The organism is Methylobacterium sp. 391_Methyba4 (assembly GCF_029691625.1).
Classification (GTDB): Bacteria; Pseudomonadota; Alphaproteobacteria; order Rhizobiales; family Beijerinckiaceae; genus Methylobacterium; species Methylobacterium fujisawaense.
The window spans coordinates 4,961,391-4,982,432 of sequence record NZ_CP121475.1 but is presented as its reverse complement, the minus strand read 5'-3'; the positions used below and the strand labels follow the sequence as shown (position 1 = coordinate 4,982,432).

20 protein-coding genes and 1 tRNA gene are annotated in these 21,042 nt (G+C 71.6%); 10 read left to right on the top strand and 11 right to left on the bottom strand.

Annotation, left to right across the window (positions count from 1 at the left end; translation table 11 throughout):
• Positions 1-22: 22 nt before the first annotated feature.
• Positions 23-274 (bottom strand): hypothetical protein, encoded by a 252-nt coding sequence (locus tag P9K36_RS23515; RefSeq protein WP_043352373.1) that lies wholly within the window; start codon positions 272-274, stop codon positions 23-25.
• 129 nt (positions 275-403) lie between these two features.
• The gene (locus P9K36_RS23510) at positions 404-1,279 is read right to left on the bottom strand and encodes an ImmA/IrrE family metallo-endopeptidase (protein ID WP_244538990.1); all 876 of its coding nucleotides are present in this window, start codon (positions 1,277-1,279) and stop codon (positions 404-406) included.
• A gap of 369 nt (positions 1,280-1,648) precedes the next feature.
• Between P9K36_RS23510 and P9K36_RS23505 the strand changes: the two genes are divergently transcribed.
• A complete protein-coding gene (locus P9K36_RS23505; RefSeq protein WP_107059927.1) occupies positions 1,649-2,308 on the top strand; it encodes a DUF1353 domain-containing protein in 660 nt (219 codons plus the stop codon).
• A gap of 226 nt (positions 2,309-2,534) precedes the next feature.
• Here P9K36_RS23505 and P9K36_RS23500 read toward each other — a convergent pair.
• The 7 genes from P9K36_RS23500 to P9K36_RS23470 all read right to left on the bottom strand — a co-directional run bounded on the left by P9K36_RS23500 (position 2,535) and on the right by P9K36_RS23470 (position 7,363).
• Positions 2,535-2,626: transfer RNA gene (locus P9K36_RS23500), tRNA-Ser, on the bottom strand.
• A 12-nt stretch (positions 2,627-2,638) separates the two neighbouring features.
• Positions 2,639-3,487 (bottom strand): glycosyltransferase family 2 protein, encoded by an 849-nt coding sequence (locus P9K36_RS23495; RefSeq protein WP_170867523.1) that lies wholly within the window; start codon positions 3,485-3,487, stop codon positions 2,639-2,641.
• Positions 3,484-4,752 carry a diaminopimelate decarboxylase gene (gene lysA / locus P9K36_RS23490; RefSeq protein ID WP_043386933.1) on the bottom strand — a complete coding sequence of 423 codons (1,269 nt, stop codon included), beginning with the start codon at positions 4,750-4,752 and terminating at the stop codon, positions 3,484-3,486. The genes P9K36_RS23495 and lysA overlap by 4 nt, the downstream gene beginning before the upstream one ends.
• A 165-nt stretch (positions 4,753-4,917) precedes the next feature.
• Positions 4,918-5,262, bottom strand: a complete 345-nt coding sequence (locus P9K36_RS23485; RefSeq protein ID WP_043352391.1) for a lipoprotein — start codon at positions 5,260-5,262, stop codon at positions 4,918-4,920.
• A gap of 169 nt (positions 5,263-5,431) precedes the next feature.
• Positions 5,432-5,734: a hypothetical protein gene (locus P9K36_RS23480; protein ID WP_043352393.1), complete on the bottom strand. Its 303-nt coding sequence runs from the start codon at positions 5,732-5,734 to the stop codon at positions 5,432-5,434.
• A 144-nt stretch (positions 5,735-5,878) separates the two neighbouring features.
• Entirely contained in the window at positions 5,879-6,619 is a 741-nt protein-coding gene (locus tag P9K36_RS23475; RefSeq protein ID WP_043386930.1) for a hypothetical protein, read from the bottom strand.
• Positions 6,620-6,730: 111 nt separating this feature from the next.
• On the bottom strand, positions 6,731-7,363 hold the full coding sequence (locus P9K36_RS23470; protein WP_043386928.1) for a DUF1134 domain-containing protein: 633 nt from the start codon (positions 7,361-7,363) through the stop codon (positions 6,731-6,733).
• Between the two features lie 183 nt (positions 7,364-7,546).
• Here P9K36_RS23470 and P9K36_RS23465 point away from each other — a divergent pair, with 183 nt between their 5' ends.
• A complete protein-coding gene (locus P9K36_RS23465; protein WP_043386924.1) occupies positions 7,547-8,092 on the top strand; it encodes a YHS domain-containing (seleno)protein in 546 nt (181 codons plus the stop codon).
• On the opposite strand, the gene P9K36_RS23460 is transcribed toward P9K36_RS23465, so the two are convergent.
• The gene (locus P9K36_RS23460; protein ID WP_043386923.1) at positions 8,073-8,936 is read right to left on the bottom strand and encodes a 3'(2'),5'-bisphosphate nucleotidase CysQ; all 864 of its coding nucleotides are present in this window, start codon (positions 8,934-8,936) and stop codon (positions 8,073-8,075) included. The genes P9K36_RS23465 and P9K36_RS23460 overlap by 20 nt on opposite strands.
• Positions 8,937-9,033: 97 nt before the next feature.
• Positions 9,034-12,015 carry a bifunctional [glutamine synthetase] adenylyltransferase/[glutamine synthetase]-adenylyl-L-tyrosine phosphorylase gene (locus P9K36_RS23455; protein ID WP_043386920.1) on the bottom strand — a complete coding sequence of 994 codons (2,982 nt, stop codon included), beginning with the start codon at positions 12,013-12,015 and terminating at the stop codon, positions 9,034-9,036.
• Positions 12,016-12,408: 393 nt separating this feature from the next.
• On the opposite strand from P9K36_RS23455, the gene P9K36_RS23450 reads away from it, so the two are divergent.
• From P9K36_RS23450 to P9K36_RS23415, 8 genes are all read left to right on the top strand, one after another.
• Positions 12,409-13,131, top strand: a complete 723-nt coding sequence (locus P9K36_RS23450; RefSeq protein ID WP_043352403.1) for a histidine phosphotransferase family protein — start codon at positions 12,409-12,411, stop codon at positions 13,129-13,131.
• Positions 13,132-13,234: 103 nt separating this feature from the next.
• Positions 13,235-15,964 (top strand): chemotaxis protein CheW, encoded by a 2,730-nt coding sequence (locus P9K36_RS23445; protein ID WP_043352405.1) that lies wholly within the window; start codon positions 13,235-13,237, stop codon positions 15,962-15,964.
• Between the two features lie 64 nt (positions 15,965-16,028).
• Positions 16,029-16,547: a chemotaxis protein CheW gene (locus P9K36_RS23440; RefSeq protein ID WP_043386919.1), complete on the top strand. Its 519-nt coding sequence runs from the start codon at positions 16,029-16,031 to the stop codon at positions 16,545-16,547.
• A gap of 11 nt (positions 16,548-16,558) precedes the next feature.
• Entirely contained in the window at positions 16,559-16,951 is a 393-nt protein-coding gene (locus P9K36_RS23435; RefSeq protein WP_043352407.1) for a response regulator, read from the top strand.
• A gap of 57 nt (positions 16,952-17,008) precedes the next feature.
• Positions 17,009-18,229, top strand: a complete 1,221-nt coding sequence (gene cheB, locus P9K36_RS23430) for a chemotaxis-specific protein-glutamate methyltransferase CheB (RefSeq protein ID WP_043386917.1) — start codon at positions 17,009-17,011, stop codon at positions 18,227-18,229.
• Positions 18,226-19,089 carry a protein-glutamate O-methyltransferase CheR gene (locus P9K36_RS23425; protein WP_043386914.1) on the top strand — a complete coding sequence of 288 codons (864 nt, stop codon included), beginning with the start codon at positions 18,226-18,228 and terminating at the stop codon, positions 19,087-19,089. The genes cheB and P9K36_RS23425 overlap by 4 nt, the downstream gene beginning before the upstream one ends.
• A 171-nt stretch (positions 19,090-19,260) precedes the next feature.
• Positions 19,261-19,878 carry a hypothetical protein gene (locus P9K36_RS23420; RefSeq protein ID WP_043386912.1) on the top strand — a complete coding sequence of 206 codons (618 nt, stop codon included), beginning with the start codon at positions 19,261-19,263 and terminating at the stop codon, positions 19,876-19,878.
• Between the two features lie 146 nt (positions 19,879-20,024).
• Complete coding sequence (locus tag P9K36_RS23415; RefSeq protein WP_043386909.1) at positions 20,025-21,041, top strand: asparaginase; 1,017 nt, start codon at positions 20,025-20,027, stop codon at positions 21,039-21,041.
• Position 21,042 lies beyond the last annotated feature (1 nt).

Here is a 21,042-nt window from a genome sequence, read left to right as displayed (position 1 = left end):
ATTTGCGCTCAGATGCCGGTAGCTAGGCCAAGCCCAGCTTCACGTGCGCCTCGGCGGGCGTCATCTGCCGAATGGCTTCCTCGGAAAAGCCAAGCTCACGAAGCGCCGCCCGCTGCCGGTTCGTGATCATCAGCGACAAGGCAGGAGACGTTTCAGGCGCGGTGCCCGTAGTGTTCAGCTCGGTGTCCTCGGCGCGGCCGACACGGTCGAGGAACGTTTCCTTTGCCGCAGCCTGATCCAGGCTCAGCCGAAGGTCGTCATCAGTTCCCGCCATTCCCGGCCCTCATTGCTGCTCTGCCGGCCTAAGGTGTGCGTCGGATCAGCAAGGGGACGACGGTACAGCCCGCTCTGACGAAGCAGCAGGCTGTGGCCGTCAGGGCTGTTCCGTGAGGGCGGATCTCGCCTACCGTCGCCCCGAGTGGAAGCGGTGACGCCAGCCCTCATTGAGCCTGCGCTCCTCAGCGCTCTCCTCCGGGACAGCGTCCAGACGCAGCAGGATCATCGCAAAGCCGTTCTTCTGAAGGTAAACCTGCTCATAGAGGTCCGGAGCGTGGAGGTCGCGCTTCACATCGATCCAAAGATCGGCACTGCACGCGACGGTGTCGCTCGCGATATTCGGCTGGTTCGGACTGCTGTGATAGAGCGAGCCTGTCGGAACCGGATTGCCGGCCGCGTGGATGATGGTCGGAAAGGAGAGGCTACGGTAGCATCGCTGCACCCGGCCTTTGCCCGCCACGACGATGGCAATCCGCTCAGGATGGTACTGCACGTAGGCCCGAGCCGCCGCCTCCTTTCTGACCGCGAAGTCGCGCGCGAGCACAAGAACGTGTTGCAGATCGGGCTCGCGAAAGGCCGCCATGGCTCCCCGCAGGAGGTGCGGAGGCATCAGTATGAGAGTGGCGAAGCGGTTGGCCTCCACCTCCCTGCGCTGCCGCTGATCGCCCTCCTTCGCTGTGACGCAGAGCAGGTCAGAATTCTTGCACAGGAACCGGCCGGGCTGATCCGGGACGTGGTGCGCCATGAGGAAGTGGCCGAGTTCGTGCGCGATGGTGAAGCGGCGACGCGGTTCGCCCACGCGCTTGGCGAGGATGGTGCCATCAGACCGCTTCGCGTCGGTAACGAGGCCGCCCTCGAACTCGTCGATGTCGATGTCTTCGATCCGGCGGATGCCGAGTCGCGCGCAGAGCTCTTGGATCGGCACCGGCACCGGAAGGTTCGGCTCGGCCTGTAGGATGCGTTTGACGAGCGCCTCCGGCGAGCCCGCGTCCACGAGATCCATCCTGCTGACCGACATCCGCGCAGCCCCTTTCCGCCCCTGAGCCGATCCATCGGGCCGCCCCGCGCCCGCGATCCAAAGATCGGACTGTGGAGAGTTTGTGCGGGCGGTAACTCAACTGCGCCATCGCGAGCGAGGGCCATACTGACGCGGCTCGGCGGCCCCGAGATCCCAACGGCATCAGTGAGGCTGAGATTGATCCTCGGCACCGATGTGCGCGACCGCCAACTCAATCAACGCCACCTCCTGGGTCGGTTCATCACCGGTCATAGAATGCTTGCTCGCTAAGGCTGAATGCGAGCGCGTGCCCTATCTGAGGGATGCGTCCCCACGCTCGTTATGGTCAAGCTTGCGACAAACGGGGGATGAGCAGTGACCGAAGGGCCAAGTACCAGAGCCCCCGAGCGGGCTCGCCAATCCGATCTCGCGCGCTTCCTTCTCCGCAGCGTGGCAGTCAGCTTGAGCGCGGCTGTGCTGGCGGCCTGCGCGACTCTTGCCCAACCGGGGCCGGGCGGACGGCTGAAGGGTAAGCTCATCGTGGAATGGAAGGGTGAGAACCGGTTCGCCTACCTCCCGGACCCGAAGGACCCGCTCACCTTCGTGACGACCGACAACCGAGCCATCATCCCGCAGCCAATGTACACCGATGGCGGCTCGATCCCGCCTATCCTCCAACCCATCCCTGGCTTCTCACCCTGGGGGTATGGGCCGGCCTACATCGTTCACGACTGGCTGTTCGAGCAGCACCGCTGCGGCTATCCCGGCGCGGACCAGATCAGCTTCGACGACTCTGCGCGCATTCTGGGCGAGGTCATCGACACGCTGATGCGCGAGGGCATGGTTCCGCAGAATCCGGAGGCTCGCGGGCTGATCGAGGCAGGGGTGCGGACACCCTTCGCGCGCCGGTTGTGGGACGCACCTCCAAGCGGGACAAACTGTCAGACGCCGGCCGTGGCGAGCCTGCGCCGGGCCACTCCCGAGGGGCCGACCGTTGTCCAGATCGACTTCTCACGCCCGCGACGGTTCCGCTAGGCTCTGAACCGGATCAGCGTGGCCGCCACGTGCCGGCTCTCGAACCTCCTGCACGCCACATCCCCCTACCGAGGTGGGGCATCAGCCCTGCCGCGCGCGCGGCCACGGTCCTTCAACATCCGAAATAGGCCGGTACAAGCCGATGCGAAATATGGGGCGCAACGTGGGCCGACAACTTCAGCCCTTCCGATTTCGAAAATTAAAACAGCAACTTAAGCCACATAAGTGGCGGAGACGGAGGGATTCGAACCCTCGATACCCATTTCTGGGTATGCTCATTTAGCAAACGAGTGCCTTCAGCCGCTCGGCCACGTCTCCGGCGCTCTGGCTCTAGAAGGTCGGATCCGGCGGGTCAACCCGATCCTGGCGGGCGGCGGCCACGCGGCGGCGCTCGACATGCTTCGCGACGCGCAGATGCCGCGAGATCGCGTAGTTCATCGCCGTCAGGAAGCCGTAGGTGCCGCGCACGAAGTGGCGGCGCCCGAGATAGGCCTTCAGGAAGTTGCCCGGCAGTTCCACGAACACCCGCCAGGTCGGGATCACCACGCCCCGCGTCTCCAAGTCCTCCGCCTGCTGGTCGGAGTAGCGATTCAGCTTGTCGAGCTGGTCGCCGAGCGAGCGCACCGAGAAATGATGGATCACGCCCCTGAGCCGCCCCGGCATGACGCCGGGTTCCAGCGCCACCCGGTCGTGCACCGGCGAGGCAGCGTAACGGCCCCGGTCCTTCCTGTAGAGCCGGACCGGCGTCAGGGTATAGGCGAGCGGGTGCGGGCGGCCCTCGCCGGGAAAGATCTCCGCGATGCCGATCCGCCACGCCGGCCGGCGCGGCTCGCCCGCGGCCCAGAGGGCCCGGATCTCCCGGCCGAGATCCTCCGGCACCACCTCGTCGGCGTCGAGGTTCAGGAGCCAGACATGCCGGCACTGCTCCTCGGCGAACCGCTTCTGCGGGCCGTAGCCCGGCCAGGGATTGTGAATCACCCGCGCGCCGAGCGCGGCCGCCAGCGCCTGCGTGCCGTCGGTGGAGCCCGAATCGACCACCACGAGATCGTCGGTCAGGCCCCGCACCGCCCGGATCGTCGCGCCGATCCGGTCCACCTCGTTGTGGGCGATGATGAAGACCGACAGCGGCAGCCGCCGGTCGGCCGCGGCGGCCGACGGGGACGCGGGCGCGCCGCTCACGCCAGCCAGTCCGGCACCCGGTCGAGGGCGATCAGCGCGTCGACGTCGAGGCGCGGTCGCACCACGGCCGCCCGGTCCCCCCGCACCAGAACCTCCGGCACCAGGGGCCGCGTGTTGTAGGTGCAGGACTGCACCGCCCCGTAGGCGCCGGCGCTCATCACGGCGATCAGGTCGCCCGCCGCCACCGCCGGCATGTCACGGTTGAGAGCGAGATAGTCGCCGCTCTCGCAGACCGGACCCACCACGTCGGCGACGAGGCGCGGCGTCCCGGAACTTGGCTCGAGGACCGGCCGCAGGGCGTGATAGGCCTCGTACAGGGTCGGGCGGATCAGGTCGTTCATCGCCGCGTCGACGATCACGAAGGTGCGCCCCTCGCTGTGCTTCACGTAGAGCACCCGCGTCACCAGGATCCCGGCATTGCCGACGATCATCCGGCCGATCTCGAAGACCGGCCGCAGGCCGAGCGGGGCGAAATGCGGCCGCAGGGTCGCCGCCAGGGCGGCCGGATCCGGCGGCGGCGCGTTGTCGTCGCGATAGGGGATCCCGAGACCGCCGCCGAAATCGATGTGGCGCAGGGGATGGCCGGCCGCCATGAGCGTCCGGGCGAGGTCCGCCAGCAGCCGGGCCGCGTCGGCGAAGGGCGCCAGATCGGTGATCTGGCTGCCGATATGCATGTCGACGCCGTGCACCGCGATCCCCGGCAGGGCGGCGGCAGTGGCGTAGACCGCCGGCGCCCGGGTGATCGGGATGCCGAACTTGTTCTCGTACTTGCCGGTGGAGATCTTGGCGTGCGTGCCGGCATCCACGTCGGGGTTCACCCGGATCGAGACCGGGGCCTTGAGGCCGAGGCCCACGGCCACGTCGGACAGGACCGCGAGTTCCGGCTCGCTCTCGACATTGAAGCAGAAGATGCCGGCCTTGAGCGCGGCCTCCATCTCGGCGCGGGTCTTGCCGACGCCGGAGAACACGATCTTGCCGGGATCCACCCCGGCCGCCAGCGCCCGCTGCAGCTCGCCCCCCGAGACGATGTCCATCCCGGCGCCCTGGGAAGCGAGGGTGCGCAGGACGGCCTGGTTCGAATTCGCCTTCATGGCGAAGCAGACCAGCGCGTCGTCGGCCGCGAAGGCCTCCGCGAAGACGCGGTAATGCCGCTCGAGGGTGGCGGTGCTGTAGCAGTAGAACGGCGTCCCGACCTCCGCGGCGAGGCCGGTCAGGTCGACCGCCTCGGCGTGCAGGCGGCCGTCGCGATAGTGGAAATGGTGCATCTCGGCCGTGTCTCGTCTGCGCGCCGGAGCGCGGCCTGTTTCCCGTGAAACACCCCGCCGCAGGCCGACGCGGGCGCACGCCGACGACCGGATCCGACCGGGTCACCGGGCGCGGAGCACCACGACGGCCTGCCGGCGGCGTGGCGCCGTGCCGGCCTCAGCCCTCTACAGCAGCGGATCCAGAATGAAAGGCTCCTTCGGCACGCGGTAGCCCCGCCGCGCGCCGCGGCTGGTCTCCACCGGCGCATCGGTGCCGCCCGGCGGCACTGCCGCCACGGAGAGTTCGTCGCCGGCGCGCACCGAGGCCGCATCCGGCTCCGGGGCGCCCCCGCCGAGGCCGACGGAGACCGGCAGCGTCCGCCGCCCGGTCGCCGCGCCCCCGCTCGCCGGCGCGGCGGCCGGGGCCGCCGTCTGCGGCGGTTCCAGGGCACCACGCCGCCCGCAGGCGGAGACCGCCAGGGCCACGAGGCCGGACACGGCGAGGAGTTTCAGGGCGGGTTTCGACAACATCGCGCGAGGGTCCGGCGGGCTCGGCACCGGCACGCGATGGCCGGCGGGAGCGCTACCTTAGCCGTTGCCGAGCCCCGGCGCGAGCGCGCCCCCGCCACAGGCCGGGCTCGGTCCTCGGCCGATGGCCCGCTCGGGGGACTTTCGGCCGAGGATTGTCAGCGGAGAGGCGTCAGCCCCGCCGCTCCTTGCCGCCCTGCGAGCCCTGCCGGTTCTTGGCGGGGGCGTTCTGCTGCTGCTCGGCCTCGTAGGCGTCGATCGCCCGGCGGCAGTTCTCGCTCAGCTTCTTCCAGTTCTTCTGAAAGCAGGCGTCGGTGGCCGGATCGTCGGGGGCCAGATTGCCGCAGTAGGTCAGGTAATCGCCGGTGCAGTACTTCTTCAGGGTCTCGTTGCCGCGCTTCGTCTGCTGCGCCGCCGCCGGCAGCGTCAGGACAACGGACGCCGCGACGGCGAGGGCGATCGGCTTCAGGCGCATGGGTATCCGTACCATCTGTCGAAGTTGTGAATGCGTGACGCGTCGACGTTGCGATGATGCCTTTGCGTGGTCGAAACAAGGCAGTCGTCGCAGGTTTTCGGTCCGGTTCTGGTGGTAGAGGCCCCGTTTCGGAGGCGGATCCGCTCAAACCCGTTCGTGCTGCGGCATCGGCGCGGCGGCGCGGGGCATCCGGCCCGGGCCCGTGAGGGCGTCGGCGACCTCGACGATTCGCCGGCGCAGATCGGCGTTCTCCCGCTCGATCCCGGCTTGCCGATCCGGTTGCCGGTCCGGCTGCCGGTCGCCGGAGCGGTCGTTCTGCCGGTCGGCCAGGGTCAGGGCCAGAGCCTCCTCGGCCGCCTTCAGGCTGGCGCGCAGATCGTCGCGCTCGGCCACCAGCGCGGCGGCGTCCGGTGCCGGGGCCGTGCCCTGCCGGAGCGTCAGGAGGCTGTCGAGCAGGTCGGCATGGGCGTCCTCGAGGGCCTGGAGCGTCGCGAGGCTCGCGGTGCCGTCCTCGCGGGCGATCGCCAGTTCGGCCTCGAGCTCCCGGGTCTTGGCCTGGACCTGGGCGATTTCGGCATCGCGGGCCGCGACATCGCGCGCCAGGGCGGCGACCCGCATCGTCCCGGCTCCGATCGCCGCCATGTCGGCCTGCCGCCGCGCCTCGACCGTCTCGACCCGGCGCTCCAGGCGGCGCTGCTGGACGGCGAACTGCGCGCGCAGGAAGTCGCGCTCCGCCGCGATCTCGGCCGGCGAGAGGGGCAGGCGCGCCTCGGCCCGGCGTCGCTCCAGGCGCGCGGCACGCGCATTGAGGGCCGGCAGCAGCAGCAGGCCGCACAGGCTCGCCGCCAGGAAGCCCAGCGCGAAGATCATCACCGTTTCGATCACGAGGGTGCAGTCCGCGCATCCGGCCGGAAGACCCGACCCAAGTCCACTCTAGCCCAGGTTGGCCGCGGGGGTGAAATCCTGCGGCACCGGTCAATCAGAACGGATTCCTGATCAGAACGGGTTCCAGGTCGGCTCACGGGTGAACTTCAAATAACCGACATTGATCCCGAGGCGCGCGCCCACGCCGCTGCGGATCGGCACGACGATGGTCCGGTCGTTGACCACCGCGGTCATCCCGAAGCCGCCCACGAGGTAGGCTGAGCCGTCGACGCCGGCGAAGCGGCGATACAGGTTGCGCACGTTCGGCAGGTTGTAGACCAGCATCATGGTGCGCGCGCCGTCGCCGCCGACGTCGAAGCCGAGGGACGGGCCCTGCCAGTAGATGCGCCGCTGCCCGGCATTGCGGGTGTAGAGGGTGCCCTCGCCGTAGCGGACGCCCGCCACCAGGGCGCCGCCGCCCTCCTGTCCGAGGATATAGCCGTTGGGCTCGCCCCAGCGCCGGCCCGCCTCCTCGACGGTGAGCGCGAGGCCGCGCGACACGGTGCCGAAGAACCGGTGGCCGGATTCCACGATCTCGCCGGGGCGGAAGGTCTCGGGCGTGTCGAGGTCCTCGCCGGCAGCCCGGGCCGGCTCCGCGGCGGCGAGGCCGGCGAGAGAGGCGCCGAAGGGCGCGCCGAGAGCCAGGCCGAGGCCCGCCCGCAGCAGGGTGCGGCGGTCGGTGCCGCGATCGTCTCGTGCCATCATCGTTGTCTCCTCGCCCGGTTCGATTAACGGTTCGTGCGATGGACCTGGGCCGCTCTCGTCCCGCCGGGCCGGCAGCGGCCGCGCCTGCGCCCCGGATCGGCCGGGGCGCCGCCATCCATCCGGGCCGTGCGTCCCGCGAACCCGGGCGGATGAGTCGGACCAGCTTCTGAGGGAATTCGCAAGATGTGGTTAACGCGTCCTGACCCCGCGGCCGCGGCGATCATCCCGGGGGCGGCGCTGACGATCACGCTGGCCCTCGCGCTGACGGCCACGCTGGACCCTCTGCCGGGGGGCGGCCCCCGCCGCGCCGCGGCCGAAGAGGGCCTGCCGTCCCAGACGCGGATCGCGCTGCTGACGCTCAACGGCTTCGACCCCGTCAGCTACTTCCTGGAGGGCGGGCCGCAGGCCGGGGCGGCCCGGTTCGAACTGTCCTGGGACGGCCGGGTCTGGCGCTTCGCCAGCGGCGCCAACCGCGAGGCCTTCCGGGACGATCCGCCGGTCTACGCCCCGCGCCTCGGGGGCTACGACGCTGCCGGAATCCTCGAGGGCCGGCTGGTGGATGCCGATCCCCTGGTCTTCGCGGTGATCGGCGAGCGCCTCTACCTGTTCCGGAATGCCGAGCGCCGCGCCCGGTTCCTGGCCGAGCCCGACCTGGTCCGGCAGGCGGAGGCGGCGTGGCCGGCCCTGCGTGCCCTGCAGGACGTCCCGCCTATGGATGCGCCGCGCTGAGCGGCCCCGTCGGCCTGCTGGTCGGCAGGGCGAGGCGCGGGGCCAGGGCGGGATCGCCCAGGGCCGCGAAGGGCCCGTTGCGATGATCGGGCCCGTGCTGCCCGTAGCGGATCGGGCCACCGCCGGGCACCACCACGCAGCCCCCCGCCGCCGCGACGATGTGATCGCCCGCGGCCGTATCCCATTCCATGGTCGGGCCGCAGCGCACGTAGATGTCCGCCTCGCCGGCGGCGATCAGCCCGAACTTGAGGGCGGATCCGACCTGGCGCGTCTCCAGGACGGGCAGCGCCGCGAGGCAGGCGGCGGTTTCGGGATCGCCGTGCCGCCGGCTGCCCAGGGCGACGAGGCCGGCCTCCGGCGCCGGTCGCGTGTGGACCGGCCGCCCGGCCCCTGGCCGGCCGGCGACCACCGCGCCCTCGACGGTCGCTGCGCCCGCCCACCAGACCCGGCCGAGCCCCGGGGCCGCCAGGGCGGCGGCCACCGGGCGGGCGCCGGACACCAGCGCGATGTTGACCGAGTAGTCCGGCGTCCCGGCGAGGAAGTCGCGGGTGCCGTCCAGGGGATCGACGAGGAAGAAGAGGTCGGCCGGCCGTGTCGCGTCGGTCTGGGCACGCTCCTCGGCCACGACCGCGATCCCCGGGAAGCGTCCGGCGAGGGCCTCGACGATCAGGTCCTCGGCCTCGGTGTCGGCGGCGCTCGACGGTGAGCCGTCCGGCTTCAGGGCGTGGGGGCAGGGGGCCCGATGGTAGCGGCGCAGGATCTCGCCCGCCGCGCAGGCGATCTCGGCGAGCGCCGCGGCGATCCGCTCACGCTCCGGTTCCGAGATCGTCGTCGCGCTCGTCATGGTCCCTCCGGAGGCGACCCTGAATGCCCGAGCCCGCCGGCAATGTCGACCGTGTCTCCCGGGTGTGCGGCCGGCCTGTCGGGCCGGGACGGCCCCGTCAGCCGTGCTCCGGCGGGACATCCGCGGCGCCCGGCATCCGCAAAGTCCGCCGGATCCGCGCCAGCAGGGCCTGGCTCCGGCGCCGGTGGCGGCGCAGCTCCGCCGCGAGGCTGCGGGCGTCCGGAAGGCCCACGGCCTTGGCGATCTGCCGGGCCGCGGTCTCGGAGGGCTCCGCGGCGGGATCGGTCATCACGAGCCGCTGCCACTGATAGACGGCGTCGAGGAACCCGTAGGTCTCGGCGAGGGCCTCGCCCGTTGCCGCGGGCAGGAGGCCGCGCGCCGCCGCCTCCCGGAACAGCGCCTCCGCGCCGAGGCCGATGCAGCCGGGCCAGTCGCGGGCCCGGCTCAGCACGAGGGCCTGGGCCAGGAAGTCGAGGTCGAACAGCGCGCCCGGTGCGAGCTTCAGGTCGAAGGGGCCGGCATGGCCCCGCTCCCGGGCGACCAGGGCCCGCATCGCGCCCGCCTCGGCGCAGACGGCGGCGGTTTCGCGCGGTTGCCGGAGCACCCGGGCGATCGCGGCCGTGACGTCGGCCGCCAGGGTGGCGTCGCCGGCCACGACCCGGGCGCGGGCGAGCGCCATGTGCTCCCAGAGTTCCGCCTCGCCGCCGTGATAGGCCGCGAAGCCGCTGAGCTGCACGGCGGGCGGGCTGTGGCTGCCGTAGGGCCGCAGCCGCAGGTCGACCGCGTAGAGCCGCCCCCGCCGCGTGGCCGTGGTGAGCGCCGCGAACACGCGTTGCGCCAGCCGGTTGTAGGCCACCACGGCATCGAGGGGGCGCCGGCCGTCGCTGGTGCGATTCTCCGGGTCGAAATCGTAGAGGAAGACGAGGTCGAGGTCGGATTCCGCGCTGAGCTGCCGGGATCCGAGGCGGCCCAGCGCCAGGATGCAGCAGCGTCCCTTGGGCAGCGTGCCGTGGTCCAGGGCGAACCGGCGCTCCTCCGCCTCCAGGCTCAGCGCCACCGTCGCGTCGGCGATCGCCGCGTAGGCCTCCCCGGCCTGGCGCGGCGTGAGGATGCCCGACAGGAGGCGGGCGCCGGTGACGAAGGTCATCTGCCGCGTGGCGTCCCGGCAGCGGTCGAGGCTCTCCTCGTGGCTCGCCGGCTGTCCCAGGAGCGCCCGGTACTGCGCGCGGACCTGATCGGGATCGGTGGTCGGCGTCACGAAATCCGCGTCGAGCACGGTGTCGAGGACGTGCGGGCTCAGGCCCACCGTGTCGGCGAGGCGGGGTGCCGTCCCCAGGATGTCGGCGAACAGGAGGCGCAGGCGCTCGTGCGAGCGCAGGATGGCGAGGAGTTCCGCCACCGCGGGCATCCGCGCGAAGGCCCGGTCGAGGGCGAGGAGCGCCGCGTCCGGATCGGCGGTTCCGCCGAGCGCCCGCAGCAGCGCCGGGAGCACCTCGGCGAGGATCTCCCGGGCCCGGCCGGTCCGCAGGGCCGGGCGGCGCCCGAGATGCCAGCCCTGCACGGTCTCCCAGGCCAGGGGCGGATCCCGGAACCCGAAGGCGCCGAGCCGCGCCAGGGTCGCGGGCTCCGGCTCGCTCGCGCCGAAGACCAGGGGGGGCCCGTCCCCGCCCGCCTCCGGCCCGGCCTCGAACAGCAGGGCGTAATGCGCCTGGACCCGGCCGGCGTGGTGGAGCAGCGCCGCCTCGAAGGCCGCCAGGTCGGAAAAGCCCGCGAACAGCGCCAGCGCGGTCAGCGCCTCGGTCCCGGTGGGCAGGCGCTGGGTCTGCTCGTCCCGGATCATCTGGATCCGGTGCTCCAGGGTGCGCAGGAACGTGTAGGCCGCACGCAGCTCGTCCCGGGCCTGCCCGTCGATCCAGCCCTGCGCGACGAGTTCGGCCAGCATCGCGACCGTACGACGCCCCCGCAGGGCGGGCTTGCGGCCGCCGAAGACGAGCTGCTGGGTCTGAACGAAGAACTCGATCTCCCGGATGCCGCCGCGGCCGATCTTGATGTCGTGGCCGCCGACCGCGATGGTCTCGTGTCCGCGGACCATGTGGATCTGCCGCTTCAGCGCGTGGATCTCGGCGATGGCCGGGAAGTCGAAGTGCCGGCGCCAGATGAACGGCGCCAGTTCCGCGAGGAACGCTTCGCCGGCCGGGATGTCGCCGGCGATCGGTCGGGCCTTGATGAAGGCCGCGCGCTCCCAGTTCTGGCCGAGCGTCTGGTAGTAGTCGAAGGCGAAGCCGGTGGAGAGCGCCACCGCGGTGGAGCCCGGGTCCGGCCGCAGCCGGTAGTCGATGCGGTGGACGTAGCCGTCCGCGGTCCGGTCGGCCAGGAGCTTCACCAGCCCCTGCGCCAGCTTGACGAAGAAGGGCTTCGGATCGCCGCCGGTGGCCGCGGCGGCGGAGCCGGCCTCGTAGAAGACGACGAGGTCGATGTCGCTCGAATAGTTCAGCTCGCAGCCGCCGAGCTTGCCCAGGCCGAGGACGATCAGGCCCGACCCGTCCTGCGGCGCCTCCGGATCCGCGGGCCGGAACCGCCCGGCCGCCATCCCCTGCCGGAGCAGCGCCTCGACCGCCCCGCTCACCGAGGCGTCCGCGAAGGCCGACAGGGCCTGGGTCACCGCGTCGAGATCCCAGCAACCGCCGAGATCGGCCAGCGCGACCAGGAGGGCATGTTCCTCCCGGTTGGCGCGCAGCCGCCGGCCGACCTCGGCGAGGTCGGGGTTCGCCCCGCAGGACGCGCCGACCGCGCGCTGCCGGGCGATGATGTCCCGGCTGGCCGCGTCCGGCGCCTGTTCCAGCAGGGCGACGAGCCGGTCCGGCGACCGGGTGGCCGCCCGCCAGAGGAAGGGCGAATGGTCCGCGAGGCCGAGGAGCAGGTCCCGGCACGGCGGCGTCAGGAAACCGGCCGGAAGGGCCGGCGCGATCTCGGCGAGCCGGGCCTGCGCGGCGTCCGGATCGGCGAGGCCGAGCCGGGGGCTCAGGCTCGCGCGCAGCGTCGTGGCCGATCCGTTCCGGAGACCGGTCTCGTCTCTCATGCCGCATCCTCCCTGGCGCGACGGGGCGGGCATCGTAACCGACCGGGCCGCCCGTGTCCGGCCCCGCGCGCGCAGGGACGCGCGGATCCTGGGCTGGGCGGGTCCTGGGCTGGGCGGATCCTGGGCTATGCGGATCCGGAATCGGGGGCCGCCCCGCCCTCCGTCCGATCCGGTAACGCTTTTCAAAGCTGACCGTGGCGTCTATCCGTGCGGACCGGTCGTCGCCCCCGGTCCGACCTGCAGGCCGTGCGGGACCCCCTCGGGCGACTCGATCGCCCCAGGGGCGGCCGAGGACTGGGCGCCCGGGAGCCGGGCGGCCGGAACCCGGCAGCCTCGATCGGGGCCCCGACCCGCAGACGTCCGCACCTCAGATCCGCCCGCCCGGAGCGCACCATGTCCTCCCCGACCTCGCCCACCCTGCATCTCGACGGCCTCGACCTCGCCGCCCTGCTCTGCTCCCGCGTCTGCCACGACGTGATCAGCCCCGTCGGCGCGATCGTGAACGGGCTCGAGGTCCTGGAGGACGACCAGGACGAATCGATGCGGACCTTCGCCCTGGAGCTGATCGGCAAGAGCGCCCGGCAGGCCTCGGCGCGGCTGAAATTCGCCCGCATCGCCTTCGGGGCCGCGGGCTCGGCCGGCGCCTCGATCGACCTCGCCGACGCCGAGGGCGTGGCCAAGGGCATGTTCTCCGACGAGAAGACCAAGCTGACCTGGAGCGCCCCCCAGGCCCTCTTCCCGAAGAACAAGGTCAAGCTCCTCCTCAACCTAGTGATGGTCGCCACCTCGGCGATTCCCCGGGGCGGCGTGATCGACGTCGTCGTCTCCGGCGATGCCGAGGCGCCCACGCTGGTGCTCAAGGCCAAGGGCTCGCATGCCCGCATCCCACCCCACGTGGAGGAGCTGATGGCCGGCCGCCCCGAGAGCGGCACCGTCGACGCGCACGGCATCCTGCCGTTCTACGCGGGCCTCGTGGCGCGGGCCGCCGCCATGGATGTGCGATTCGCCATCGAGGGTGATGAAGTGACTATCACCGCCACGCCCGCCGCGAGCCCCGCAGTGATCGGAGCGCCCGAAGACCCCGACGGCGAGGCTTCGGACACGGCCCTGGCGTGAAATTCTGAAAAACCGAGACGCGGGGCCGGGATGGAAACGCTTCCCTAACCCCGCGCGAGTAAGTAGGTTGCGCGAGACCTTCTCCGCGTAACGAGTAGCGCCTATGGACGACCTGCTTCGCGAGTTTTTGACCGAGAGCGGGGAGCATCTCGACACGGTTGATGCAGAACTTGTTCGATTCGAGCAGGATCCGAACAACGAGACTATTCTGCGAAACATCTTCCGTCTCGTGCACACGATTAAGGGAACCTGCGGATTCCTCGGCCTTCCGCGGCTCGAAGCCCTGGCGCATGCTGCGGAAACCCTGATGGGCCGCTTCCGCGACGGGCTGCCCGCCACGTCGGATTCCGTCACCCTGATCCTGCTGACGCTGGACCGGCTCAAGGCGATCCTGGCCGATCTGGAAGCCACCGGCACCGAGCCCTCGGGCTCGGATGACGACCTCATCTCCGCCCTGGAGCGCATGGCCGAGGGCGCGCCCGAGCCGCAGGCCGTCGCCCCGCCGCCGCCCGAGCCGGTGCTGCCCGATCCGGTGGTCCGCGAGCTGAAGCCCGGCGAGGTCACCCTTGACGAGCTGGAAGCCGCCTTCCTGTCGGCCCCGGGTCCCGACGAATCGGATTTCCTCCCGCCGCCGGCCCCCCTTGCCGCCGCGCCGGCCCCGACGCCCGCGGCCCCCGCGGCGAGCGCGCCGCCGAAGGCCGAGGCCAGGGTCGAGCCGGTCGAGGCCGAGAAGCCCGAGCCGGCCCGCGCCGAGAAGGCCGAGGGCGCCGAGGGTGAGACGACCGCCGCCGCCAAGAATCAGACGATCCGGGTGAACGTCGACACGCTCGAGCACCTGATGACCATGGTCTCGGAGCTGGTGCTGACCCGCAACCAGCTCCTGGAGATCGCCCGCCGCCACGAGGATTCGAGCTACAAGGTCCCGCTGCAGCGCCTGTCGCACGTCACCGCCGAGCTGCAGGAAGGCGTCATGAAGACGCGCATGCAGCCGATCGGCAACGCGTGGCAGAAGCTGCCGCGCGTGGTGCGCGACCTCTCGGCGGAACTCGGCAAGCAGATCGACCTCGTGATGGTCGGCAACGAGACCGAGCTCGACCGGCAGGTCCTTGAGGTCATCAAGGACCCGCTGACCCACATGGTCCGCAACTCGGCCGATCACGGCCTCGAATCGACCGCCGAGCGCGTGGCGGCGGGCAAGCCCGCCCGCGGCACGATCCGGCTCGCCGCCTACCACGAGGGCGGCACGATCACGATCGAGATCGCCGACGACGGCAAGGGCCTGAACCTCGCGGCGATCCGGCAGAAGGCGGTGCAGCGCGGCCTCGCCTCCCAGGCCGATGTCGAGCGGATGACCGACGCCCAGGTCGCCAAGTTCATCTTCCACGCCGGCTTCTCGACGGCGGCGGCGGTGACCTCGGTCTCGGGCCGCGGCGTCGGCATGGACGTGGTCAAGACCAACATCGAGACCATCGGCGGCCTGATCGACATCGCCACGACGGCGGGGCGCGGCACGACCTTCACCATCAAGATCCCGCTGACGCTGGCCATCGTCGCCGCGCTGATCGTGCGGGCCGGCGAGCACCGCTTCGCCCTGCCGCAGGTGGCGGTGCTGGAGCTGGTGCGGGTCGATGCCGGGGCGCAGCGGGTCGAGCACATCAACGGCGCGCCGGTGCTGCGCCTGCGCGAGCGGCTCCTGCCGATCGTCTCGCTCACCGGCCTGCTCGGCCAGTCGAGCCCGGGCGGGGAGGCGGAGCAGGCCGGCTTCGTGGTGGTCGCCCAGGTCGGGCGCGAGCGCTTCGGCATCCTCGTCGACGAGGTCTTCCACACGGAGGAGATCGTCGTGAAGCCGATGTCGGTGAAGCTGCGGCACATCCCGATGTTTGCCGGTAACACGATCCTCGGCGACGGCGCCGTGGTGCTGATCGTCGATCCCAACGGCGTGGCCCGCCAGGTGGCGCAGGGCGTCCAGGGCAGCGGCGGCCACATCGACGCCGACGCCGACGAGGCGGTGGAGATGGCCGACACCAAGACCACGCTCTTGGTGTTCAAGGGCGGCCAGGGCAGCTTCAAGGCGGTGCCGCTGTCGCTGGTCACCCGCCTCGAGGAGATCGAGTGCGCCAAGGTCGAGTGGCTCGGCGGCCGCGCGCTGATCCAGTATCGCGGGCGCCTGATGCCCCTGGTCCCGGCCGACGCGGCGATCACCATCAAGTCGGAGGGGACGCAGGCCCTGGTGGTGTTCTCCGACGGCGAGCGCGCCATGGGCCTCGTGGTCGACGAGATCGTCGACATCGTCGAGGAGCGCCTCGACATCGAGATCGCGGCCGACCGGTCGGACCTGATCGGCTCGGCGGTGCTGCGGGGCCGGGCGACCGACATCATCAACATCGCCCACTTCCTGCCGCTGGCCTACGACGACTGGGCGCGCGGCCTGAAGCGGCCCGAGCAGATCTCCACGATCCTGTTGGTCGACGACTCGGCCTTCTTCCGCGACATGCTGAGCCCGGTGCTGAAGGCGGCGGGCTACCAGGTGGTCACCGCGGCGAGCGCGGACGCGGCGCTGGCGGCCCTCCAGGCCGATCCGCAGATCGAGGTCGTGGTCACCGATCTGGAGATGCCGGGCCGCAGCGGCTTCGACCTCGTCGCCGCCATGCGCCGGGCTGAGCCGCGCCTCGCCGGGCTCCCGGTGATCGGCCTCAGCGGCGCGATCGGCGCCGATGCGGTTGAGCGCGCCCGGGCCCTGGCGATCAGCGACCTCGTGGCGAAGTTCGACCGCAGCGGCCTGATCTCGGCGCTGGCCGAGATCGGCGCCGCCACGGTGTCGAAAGCCGCCTGAGCCTGCACGCCGCCCGCCCCAAAACGATCGAGACGATCGAGACGATCGAATCCGGAGAGTTCCGATGCAGGCTGCCAACGCCAACACCAGCGGCGCCACCACCAACGGCGTCGAGACCGGCGCCACCGACGACTTCGTCACGGTCTATGTCGGCGAGACGCTGTTCGGTCTGGCGATCGAGCGGGTGCACGACGTCTTCGTCCCCTCGGGCGTGACGCCGGTTCCCCTGGCGCCGGCCGAGATCGTCGGCCTCCTGAACCTGCGCGGCCGCGTGGTGACGGCCATGAGCCTGCGCCGGCGGCTGGGCCTGCCCGACGCGGAGGCCCAGGCGGACGGCACCAAGGCCAGCCCGAAGATGGCGATCGGCCTGGAGCAGGCCGGCGAGACCTTCGCGCTGGTGGTCGACGGCGTCGGCGAGGTGCTGAAGCTCGGGGCCGACAGCCGCGAGGCGGTGCCGATCAACCTGGATCCGCGCTTCCGCGATCTCGCCACCTGCGTCCATCGCCTCGACGGGCGGCTCCTGGTGATCCTCGACGTGGACGCGCTCCTCGGCTTCACGCCCGCCGGCGCCAAGGCGGCTTGAGGGAGAGGTCGATGAAGGCGCCCCACGAGACCACCTGCCTGGTGGTGGACGATTCCGCGGTGATCCGGAAGGTCGCCCGGCGGATCATCGAGGATCTCGGCATGAACGTGAGCGAGGCCGAGGATGGCAGCGCCGCCCTCGAAGCCTGTGCCGCCAGCATGCCGGACGCGATCCTGCTCGACTGGAACATGCCGAACATGGACGGCTACGCCTTCCTCCAGGCCCTGCGCCAGAGCGAGGGCGGGGGCGTGCCGAAGGTCCTGTTCTGCACCACCGAGAACGATGTCGGGGCGATCGCCCGCGCCCTCCGGGCGGGGGCCGACGAATACATCATGAAGCCCTTCGACCGCGACATCCTGACGGCCAAGCTCGAACAGGTCGGTCTCGTCGCCGACGCGGCCTGACCGCACGATTCGGCTCCGACGCCCCTGCACCCGCGACCTGTACCCGAGGCAAGCATCATGGCCCTGAGTCCCGCGGTTGCTCCGCTCCGTACACCCACCACCCCGAGCACGACCGCATCCGCCACCACGATCCGGGTTCTGGTGGCCGATGATTCCGCCGTGGTGCGCGGCCTCGTGGCCCGCTGGATCGGCGAGGCCGGATTCGAGCTCGTCGGCACGGCCTCGAACGGCCGGATCGCCCTCGAGCTGATGGCCAAGCACGACCCGGACGTGGTCCTGCTCGACATCGAGATGCCGGAACTCGACGGCACGACCGCGCTGCCGCGCATGCTGGCCATGAGCCCGAGCGTGCAGGTCGTGATGATGTCGACGCTGACCACGCGCAACGCCGACATCTCGTTGAAATGCCTCGCCCTCGGGGCGGTAGACTACATCGCCAAGCCCGAGAGCAGCCGTGGCGTCACCACCTCGGACACGTTCCGGGTCGAGCTGATCGAGCGCGTCCGCGTGTTCGGCTCCGCCCGCGCGCGGAGCCGGCGCCCCGCCTTCGGCCATGTGCCGGCCACCCCGCACGCCCCCGCCGGGCCTGCGGTCGGGCACCACGCACCCGCGGTCGTGGCGCATCCGGCGCCGGCCGCCGCGCGCCCCGCGACCCCCTTCACGCTGCGGCCCAAAGTCCGCAACCGGACCCAGCCCCGGGCCCTGCTGATCGGCTCCTCCACGGGCGGCCCGCGGGCGGTGGGCGAGATGCTGGAGGGAATCGGCTCGGCCGCCCTGCGCCGTCTGCCGGTCCTGATCGTCCAGCACATGCCGCCGATCTTCACCGCGGTCTTCGCCGAACACCTCGCCACCCGTACCGGGCTCCCCGCAGCCGAGGGCAAGGCCGACGAGCGGGTCGAACCGGGCCGCATCTACGTGGCCCCGGGCGGCCGCCACATGGGACTGGCCGCGGCCGCCGGCGGCCCGATCATCAAGCTCACCGACGGCCCGCCGGTGAACTTCTGCCGCCCCGCGGTCGACGTCCTGTTCAAGGACGCGGCGGTCGTGTTCGGCGCCGCCACCGCGACCGTGATCCTCACCGGCATGGGCTCGGACGGCACCAACGGCGCCCGGGCCCTCACCGAGGCCGGCGGCCCGGTTCTGGCCCAGGACGAGGCCACCAGCACGGTCTGGGGCATGCCGGGCAGCGTCGCGCGGGCCGGGCTCGCCGAGGCCGTGCTGCCCTTGCCCGAACTCGCGACGGCGCTCCGCGCCATGATCACGGGGCAGCCGGCATGACCGAACTCGAGTTCGAATTCCTGCGCAGCTTCCTGAAGCAGCGCTCCGGCCTCGCGCTGACGCCGGAGAAGCGTTACCTCGTGGAGAGTCGGCTGACCCCGGTCTGCCGCCGCTTCGGGCTTGCGAGCCTGGGCGACCTGATCGGCGCCCTCAAGCTCGCCCAGAACGGAACGATCGAGCGGGCCGTGGTCGAGGCCATGACCACGAACGAGACCTTCTTCTTCCGCGACCGGATCCCCTTCGACCTGTTCCGCGACACGCTCCTGCCGGACGTGCTGGCGCGCAATGCCAGCCGCCGCCGGCTGCGGATCTGGTGCGCGGCGGCCTCCACCGGGCAGGAGCCCTACTCGCTGGCCATGCTGCTCCAGGAGGCGGCGCCGCGGCTCGCCGGCTGGCAGGTCGAGATCGTCGCCACCGACCTGTCCACCGAGGTGATCGAGAAGGCCAAGCTCGGGCTCTACAGCCATTTCGAGGTTCAGCGCGGCCTGCCGGTGCAGTGGCTGATCAAGTACTTCACCCAGGTCGGCGAGCAGTGGCAGATCGCCCAGAGCCTGCGCAGCATGGTGGATTACCGCCAGCTCAACCTGCTGCACAGCTTCGCCTCGCTGGGCCAGTTCGACGTGATCTACTGCCGCAACGTGCTGATCTACTTCGATGCGCCGACGAAGTCGGACGTGCTGGCGCGGCTCGCCGCGCAGCTCGCACCGGAGGGCGCGCTCCTGCTGGGGGCCGCCGAGACGGTGATCGGCCTCACCGACCGGCTGTCGCCCAACCCGAAGCACCGCGGCCTCTACGGCCATTCCGAGGCCGCGGCGCGCCCGGCCGAGGCGCCGCCGCTGCGCATGGCCGCGAGCCTCTGAATTCAGCGATCGGGGTTCCCGGTCGCGCCCCGGCTCCGGGCCGTCCCTGCACCCGGCACCGCGACGGGGATCCGGGCGGTTCCGGAAACGCGGCCTTAAGACTCGCGTGGGTAATTTGCACACGGACCCGCCGCCGGGCGAATCCGGCTCATCCGTGACCCGAGCCCCCTCATGAGTACCGTCTCATCCACCGCGACATCGCAGCTCTCCGCGCAGCGATGGTCGCCGCCTCCGTCGCCCAAGACCCAGATGTCCGACACGATCAGCAGCGCGCTGTCGGCCGGCACGATCAGCAGCACCGACGCGACGGCGCTCACCAGCGCCCTGAGCAGCATCGATTCGAGTCTGTCGTCGGACAGCTCCGCCTCGGGCAGCACCACGACCCGGTCCAAGCTCGACCCGTCCTCCATGAAGGATCGGATCGACGGCCTGATCGCCGATCAGGTCAGCAGCGGCAGCCTCACCACCGACCAGGCCACGGAGCTGAAGAACCTGTTTTCCAGCCACGGCCAGAGCATTCAGAGCGCGGACGCCACCGGCGACGTGTCCGGGCCGGACGGTCCGCCGCCCGGCCCCCCGCCCGGTCCGCCGCCGGGGAGCGCCGCCTCCGGCAGCACCGGCAGCGGGACCTCGTCCTCCACGTCGGTGACGCAGTCGACGAACGACCTCCTCTCGACCTTCATGCAGCAGCTCCAGAGCAGCCAGTCGGTCGGCGCCGGCTATGGCGCCAACGGCACCACCAACAGCAGCAGCAGCCTCTCGGCCCTTCTGGTCGACTTCCAGAGCTGAGCCGGCGGTGCGGGCGTGGCCGGCCGAGGGGGCCGCCCGCCCGACGCATCGCCCGCCTGCGCGCGGCCGGGGTCGACCTCGGCCGCGCGACGCGGCATCACTCCGCCATCGCATTCGCGCGACCGGACAGGGTCGGGAGGCACGGCATGGCGGCAGGATCGGGGACCGGATTGCCCAAGGTCGCGTTCATCGGCACGGGCGGGACGATCTCGTCCCTCGGGCGCGACACCCTCGACATCCTCGACTACACCGCCACCGACCGGCGCCTCGAAGCCGGCGGCATCCTGGAGGCGGTCCCGGAACTCGCCACCGTCGCCACGGTGGTGCCGGTCCCGTTCCAGGCGGTCCCGAGCCCGGCGATCGGATTTGCCGAGTGGCGCGACCTCGTGCGCCTGTGCGAGCGCCTCGCGGCCGAGCATGCGGATCTCGCGGGAATCGTCATCGGGCACGGCACCGCCACCCTGGAGGAGACCGCCTACGCCCTGAGCCTGACCCTGACGATCGATCTGCCGGTGGTGCTGGTCGGCTCGCAGCGGCCGATGAGCGCCCTCTCCACCGACGCCAAGCTCAATCTCGTGGCCGCGATCCGCACCGCCGCGGCGCCGGCCTCCCGCGGGCGCGGCGTGCTGGTGGTGCTCAACGACGAGATCCAGGCGGCGCGCGAGGTGACCAAGACCTCGGTGGCCCGGCTTCAGACGTTCCGGACGCCGGATTTCGGCGTGCTCGGCCATGTCGACGGCGACAGCGTCCGCTACTATCGCCGCTCCGAGCGGGCGCACGCACCGGGCACGCCCTTCGACATCCGCAGCCTGCCCGCGCTGCCGCGGGTCGATATCGTCTATGGCTACGCCGACGCGGACGGCACCGCGGTCCGGGCCTTCCTGTCGGCGGGCGCGCGCGGCCTCGTCGCGGCCGGTCTTGCCCCGGGCATGACCCCGCCGGCCGAGGCCGAGGCCCTGGAGGCGGCGGCTGCCGCCGGGATCGTGGTGGTGATGTCGACCCGGGCCGGCAGCGGCGTCGTCCCGCTCACCACCCGGCTGCGCACCCGCGGCATCCTCAGCGCCGACAACCTCACCCCGCAGAAGGCCAGAATCCTGCTGGCCCTGGCGCTGACCGTCACGACGGAGCCGGAGGCGGTGGCGCGGCTGTTCGCGACGTATTAGG

Bases quoted from the DNA above. Each gene is read 5' to 3' on its own strand.
- P9K36_RS23435 (WP_043352407.1), top strand. From the start codon at position 16,559: ATGAAGGCGCCCCACGAGACCACCTGCCTGGTGGTGGACGATTCCGCG.
- P9K36_RS23470 (WP_043386928.1), bottom strand. From the start codon at position 7,363: ATGATGGCACGAGACGATCGCGGCACCGACCGCCGCACCCTGCTGCGG.
- P9K36_RS23415 (WP_043386909.1), top strand. From the start codon at position 20,025: ATGGCGGCAGGATCGGGGACCGGATTGCCCAAGGTCGCGTTCATCGGC.
- P9K36_RS23480 (WP_043352393.1), bottom strand. From the start codon at position 5,734: ATGCGCCTGAAGCCGATCGCCCTCGCCGTCGCGGCGTCCGTTGTCCTG.
- lysA (WP_043386933.1), bottom strand. From the start codon at position 4,752: ATGCACCATTTCCACTATCGCGACGGCCGCCTGCACGCCGAGGCGGTC.
- P9K36_RS23460 (WP_043386923.1), bottom strand. From the start codon at position 8,936: ATGACGAGCGCGACGACGATCTCGGAACCGGAGCGTGAGCGGATCGCC.
- P9K36_RS23445 (WP_043352405.1), top strand. From the start codon at position 13,235: ATGGACGACCTGCTTCGCGAGTTTTTGACCGAGAGCGGGGAGCATCTC.
- P9K36_RS23455 (WP_043386920.1), bottom strand. From the start codon at position 12,015: ATGAGAGACGAGACCGGTCTCCGGAACGGATCGGCCACGACGCTGCGC.
- P9K36_RS23515 (WP_043352373.1), bottom strand. From the start codon at position 274: ATGGCGGGAACTGATGACGACCTTCGGCTGAGCCTGGATCAGGCTGCG.
- P9K36_RS23510 (WP_244538990.1), bottom strand. From the start codon at position 1,279: ATGGATCTCGTGGACGCGGGCTCGCCGGAGGCGCTCGTCAAACGCATC.
- P9K36_RS23450 (WP_043352403.1), top strand. From the start codon at position 12,409: ATGTCCTCCCCGACCTCGCCCACCCTGCATCTCGACGGCCTCGACCTC.
- cheB (WP_043386917.1), top strand. From the start codon at position 17,009: ATGGCCCTGAGTCCCGCGGTTGCTCCGCTCCGTACACCCACCACCCCG.
- P9K36_RS23440 (WP_043386919.1), top strand. From the start codon at position 16,029: ATGCAGGCTGCCAACGCCAACACCAGCGGCGCCACCACCAACGGCGTC.
- P9K36_RS23425 (WP_043386914.1), top strand. From the start codon at position 18,226: ATGACCGAACTCGAGTTCGAATTCCTGCGCAGCTTCCTGAAGCAGCGC.
- P9K36_RS23485 (WP_043352391.1), bottom strand. From the start codon at position 5,262: ATGTTGTCGAAACCCGCCCTGAAACTCCTCGCCGTGTCCGGCCTCGTG.
- P9K36_RS23465 (WP_043386924.1), top strand. From the start codon at position 7,547: ATGTGGTTAACGCGTCCTGACCCCGCGGCCGCGGCGATCATCCCGGGG.
- P9K36_RS23420 (WP_043386912.1), top strand. From the start codon at position 19,261: ATGAGTACCGTCTCATCCACCGCGACATCGCAGCTCTCCGCGCAGCGA.